4 protein-coding genes and 1 tRNA gene are annotated in these 4,217 nt (G+C 67.4%); 3 read left to right on the forward strand and 2 right to left on the reverse strand.

Annotation, left to right across the window (positions count from 1 at the left end):
• Both F3H10_RS15805 and F3H10_RS15810 read right to left on the reverse strand, forming a co-directional pair.
• Positions 1-239: PAS domain-containing protein (locus F3H10_RS15805; protein WP_149785717.1), on the reverse strand; the 239-nt coding region annotated here is incomplete at its 3' end.
• Between the two features lie 381 nt (positions 240-620).
• Positions 621-693, reverse strand: a tRNA-Arg gene (locus F3H10_RS15810).
• 261 nt (positions 694-954) lie between these two features.
• Here F3H10_RS15810 and F3H10_RS15815 point away from each other — a divergent pair.
• The 3 genes from F3H10_RS15815 to F3H10_RS15825 all read left to right on the forward strand — a co-directional run bounded on the left by F3H10_RS15815 (position 955) and on the right by F3H10_RS15825 (position 4,029).
• The gene (locus F3H10_RS15815) at positions 955-2,430 is read left to right on the forward strand and encodes a single-stranded DNA binding protein (protein WP_149785718.1); all 1,476 of its coding nucleotides are present in this window, start codon (positions 955-957) and stop codon (positions 2,428-2,430) included.
• A 162-nt stretch (positions 2,431-2,592) separates the two neighbouring features.
• The gene (locus F3H10_RS15820; RefSeq protein ID WP_149785719.1) at positions 2,593-3,024 is read left to right on the forward strand and encodes a histone; all 432 of its coding nucleotides are present in this window, start codon (positions 2,593-2,595) and stop codon (positions 3,022-3,024) included.
• Positions 3,025-4,029: a histone deacetylase family protein gene (locus F3H10_RS15825; RefSeq protein ID WP_149785720.1), complete on the forward strand. Its 1,005-nt coding sequence runs from the start codon at positions 3,025-3,027 to the stop codon at positions 4,027-4,029.
• The last annotated feature ends 188 nt before the right edge of the window (positions 4,030-4,217 follow it).

Here is a 4,217-nt window from a genome sequence, read left to right on the forward strand (position 1 = left end):
ACAGCCTCCAGCGCGTCGGCGTTTCGCTCCCGGTCCTCGGGATGGACGAACTCGAATCCCTCGTGGCCAACCAATTCGCCGGGGTCGTAGCCGAGAATCCGTGTGATGGCCGGACTGACGTAGGTTATCGTTCCGTCGGTATCGACGACTGTCGCGAGATCATTTACCTCCTCAACGAGCGTCCGATACCAGTCAGACTTGCGTTTATTATTTTCTCGGTGGGTCGCATCGTCATCCAAAAAATATGATGAGTCCAGCACACGTGTAAGCATGTTGGAATTGTGTACCATCTCCAGTGAAAGCACCACTCTTTGTAGCATATATGGGTGTGGTGGCCAAGATCTTGGTGAGTGTACCCTCTGTATCTCGCACGACTTTCCTGACAGGTAGCGGGGAAGTACGCGATCGGTACATGAATTCCCTGTAGTGAGCGATCTGGTCCCACGGAGAACGTGCGCGAGTTGTTCTATAGCGTCCTGACGGAGTCCCACGCGAGCGGTGCGAGGGCGACCGAAGGGAGCCCTCGAAAGTGAGCGGCGAAGCCGCGAACGAGCGAGCGTGGGGCACGTCAGGACCGAACGCGGCGGCTGTCGAACGAAGTGAGACAGCCGCAAAGTGAGCGTCCTGACGGAGATTTGAACTCCGGTCCCTGGCTCCGCAAGCCAAGAGGATAGTCCACTACCCTACCAGGACTCGATTACACGTATCGCCGAGATACTTAAGACGGTTACGGTCCGCTCCGCCCCGTGCCCGGCGGTCGCACGGAACGCTCCGTGGTCTCACGAGGGGACGGACGATCCGCCTGAACGTTTTTGTACCGAACCGGGACGAGTGCGGGGTATGCCGAGCGAGAACGCGACTCGAAAGCGGGCGGAGAACGCGACCGGCGAGGGCACGGAAACGACGCAAGGACAACGCTTATCCGCGGAGTCGACGACCCTACGAGGTACGCGTATGGGAGCCATAGAGGACGTCTACGAGGACCTCGAGACCGATGTCGAGTTCGAGGAGTTCGCGGCCGCCGTCGAGGACAAAGTCGAGCAGATGGGCGGACTCGCCGACGAGGAGACCGCCGCGATGCTCATCGCGCACGAGCTCCGCGACGAGGAGGCCGACACCATCGCCGACATCGAGCCCGGCATGAACGACGTGAAGTTCCTCGGGAAGGTCACGTCCATCGGCGACGTCCGCACGTTCGAGCGCGACGACGAGGACGAGGAGGGACGGGTCTGTAACGTCGACGTCGCGGACGCCTCCGGCTCCGTCCGGGTCGCGCTCTGGGACGAGATGGCGACCGCGGCCGAGGAGCAACTGGAGGTCGGACAGGTGCTCCGCGTCATGGGTCGACCGAAGGAGGGATACAGCGGCCTCGAGGTGAGCGCCGACAAGGTCGAACCCGACGAGGATGCCGAGGTCGACGTCCAGGTGCTCGACACCTACCGCGTCGAGGACCTCTCCCTCGGTGCCTCCGACGTCGACCTGGTCGGGAAGGTGCTCGACACCGACACGGTCCGGACGTTCGACCGCGACGACGGCTCCAAGGGACGGGTGGCGAACCTCACCGTCGGAGACGAGACCGGTCGGGTCCGGATAACGCTGTGGGACGACAAGGCGGACCTCGTCGAGGAGTTCGATTCCGGCGAGGTGGTCGAGGTGGGAGACGGGTACGTCCGCGAGCGCGACGGCGACCTCGAGTTACACGTCGGCGACCGCGGTACCGTCGACCGCGTCGACGAGGACGTCGAGTACGTCCCGGAGACGACGGACGTCGCCGAACTGGAGATCGGCCGGACCGTCGACATCAGCGGCGGGGTCATCGAGACGGACCCCAAACGGACGTTCGACCGCGACGACGGCTCCGAGGGACAGGTCCGCAACGTCCGGATCAAGGACGACACGGGGGAGATCCGCGTCGCGCTGTGGGGCGAGAAGGCGGACAGGGACATCGAGCTCGCCGACCGCGTCGTCTTCACCGACGTGGAGATCCAGGACGGCTGGCAGGACGACCTGGAGGCGTCCGCGAACTGGCGATCGACCGTCTCCGTGCTCGACGCCGACGGTGACGGAGCCGGCCGCTCGAACGACGGACCGGACGCCGACGCGACGGACGCGACGAACGGGACGACGGCCGACACGGGTCTGGGCGCCTTCGCCGATTCGCCGGGAGCGGACGGCGAGGCCGAGGCGGCCACCGGCGGGGACGGGGCGGTCGCCGATGGCGACGGCACCGCGGTGGCGACCGCCGACCCCGCGACCCAGGACGAGGTGGAGTTCACGGGAACGGTCGTCCAGACGGGGGACCCGGTCGTGTTGGACGACGGGGAGCGGACGAAGAGCGTCGAGACCGGTGCGAGCCTGCGCCTCGGGGAGGAGATAACGGTCCGCGGTCCGGAACGCGACGGGACGATCCACGCCGAGGACGTGTTCTGAGTCGCGGGGACGGGAACTCAGTCGTCGGAGGGACGCCGGGACGCCGGAAGGTCACGACCGACCCGAACGGAACGACCCGCAGAGTGGCTTCGAGGCCGTCGTTCGGGCGCGTAGACGCCGGTAACGGAAAGCGTTATACGGTGGACGAACCCGACTGTGTGTATGAGTGTCGAGTTGCCGTTCGCGCCGGTCGATACGATCATCCGGCGAAACGCCGGCGAGCTCCGGGTCAGCGCCGACGCCGCCGAGGAGTTGGCCCGGCGGATCCAGTCGCACGGCGCGGAACTGGCGATCGACGCGGCCGAGCGCGCGACGGCCGACGGACGGAAGACGCTGATGGCGTCGGACTTCGGCGTCGAGCAGGTCATCCCTCGCGAGGAGCTCTCCCTTCCCGTCGCGCCGATCGATCGGATCGCGCGGCTTCGCATCGACGACCGGTATCGGGTCGGCGTCGACGCGCGGATCGCGCTGGCCGACATCCTTGAAGACTACGCCGACAACGTGGCGGGCGCCGCCGCGACGCTGGCTCGCCACGCGGACCGCCGGACCGTACAGGCCGAGGACATCGAGACGTACTTCGCGTTGTTCGAATAGATGCGCTTCGGCTACAGCGAGCGGTGTCTCGACCACGACACGGGCGATCGACATCCAGAGAACCCGGACCGGTTGCGCGCGATACGGCGAGGGCTCACGAAACGACACGGCGTCGAGTACGTCGAGGCGTTGCCGGCGGCCCGCGAGGCGGTGACCGCCGTCCACGACGAGGACTACGTCGACGAACTCGAGGCGTTCTGTGCGGACGGCGGCGGCAACTGGGACCCGGACACCGTTGCGGGCGAAGGGACGTGGGAGGCCGCGCTCTCGGCAGCCGGGCTGGCCCAGTGGGCGGCGGACGCGGCGTTGGACGGCGAGAACGGGCGAAAGACGCCCTTCGCGATCGGTCGTCCGCCGGGTCACCACGCGGTCACCGCCGACGCGATGGGGTTCTGTTTCTTCAACAACGCCGCGGTCGCGGCCCAGCACGTCATCGACGCCGGCCGGGCCGACCGGGTGGCGATCCTCGACTGGGACGTTCACCACGGCAACGGGACCCAGGACGTCTTCTACGACCGGGGTGACGTGCTGTACGCCTCGATCCACGAGGACGGGCTCTATCCGGCGACGGGTGAACTGACCGAGATCGGAGAGGGCGACGGAGAGGGAACGACGGTGAACCTCCCGCTCGCGGCCGGCGCGGGCGACGCGGACTACCTCTACGCGATCGACGAGGCGATCGAGCCGGCCCTCGACGGGTTCGACCCCGACCTCCTCATCGTCTCGGCGGGATTCGACGCCCATCGCCACGACCCGATCTCGCGGATGCGGGTCTCCTCGGAGGGGTACGCGCTGTTGACCGACCGGATCCGTGCGGTCGCGGAGGAAATCGACGCGGCCGTGGCGTACGTCCTCGAGGGCGGGTACGGTCTCGACACGCTCGCGGAGGGCGTCTCGATGGTCCACGAGACCTACGACGGGCGCACGCCGGTCGAGCCGGACGGGACGCCGGACGAGAAGACCGAGGCCCGCGTCAACGACCTCCGGTCGGCGTTGGGGTTGTAGCGAACCCGTCCGACCGGTGGTGAGGAGTTTCAGTATCGGACCGGGCGGTGGCGTGCCTCCGAGCGCCCAGCGGGCGCGAGGAGACCGCGAGGGACGCGGCGAGTGGAACGAGCCGCGAGGCTGGGGAGGCGTGAGGTGCGGTTACGGTGCTGTGCGGGGTGGGACTCAAAGGGGCAGTCGCCGGCGGC

Source organism: Halorubrum aquaticum (assembly GCF_900113615.1).
In the GTDB taxonomy this organism is placed as follows: Archaea; Halobacteriota; Halobacteria; order Halobacteriales; family Haloferacaceae; genus Halorubrum; species Halorubrum aquaticum.

Coding starts and splice junctions, on each gene's coding strand:
- F3H10_RS15820 (WP_149785719.1), top strand. CDS start 2,593: ATGAGTGTCGAGTTGCCGTTCGCGCCGGTCGATACGATCATCCGGCGA.
- F3H10_RS15815 (WP_149785718.1), top strand. CDS start 955: ATGGGAGCCATAGAGGACGTCTACGAGGACCTCGAGACCGATGTCGAG.
- F3H10_RS15825 (WP_149785720.1), top strand. CDS start 3,025: ATGCGCTTCGGCTACAGCGAGCGGTGTCTCGACCACGACACGGGCGAT.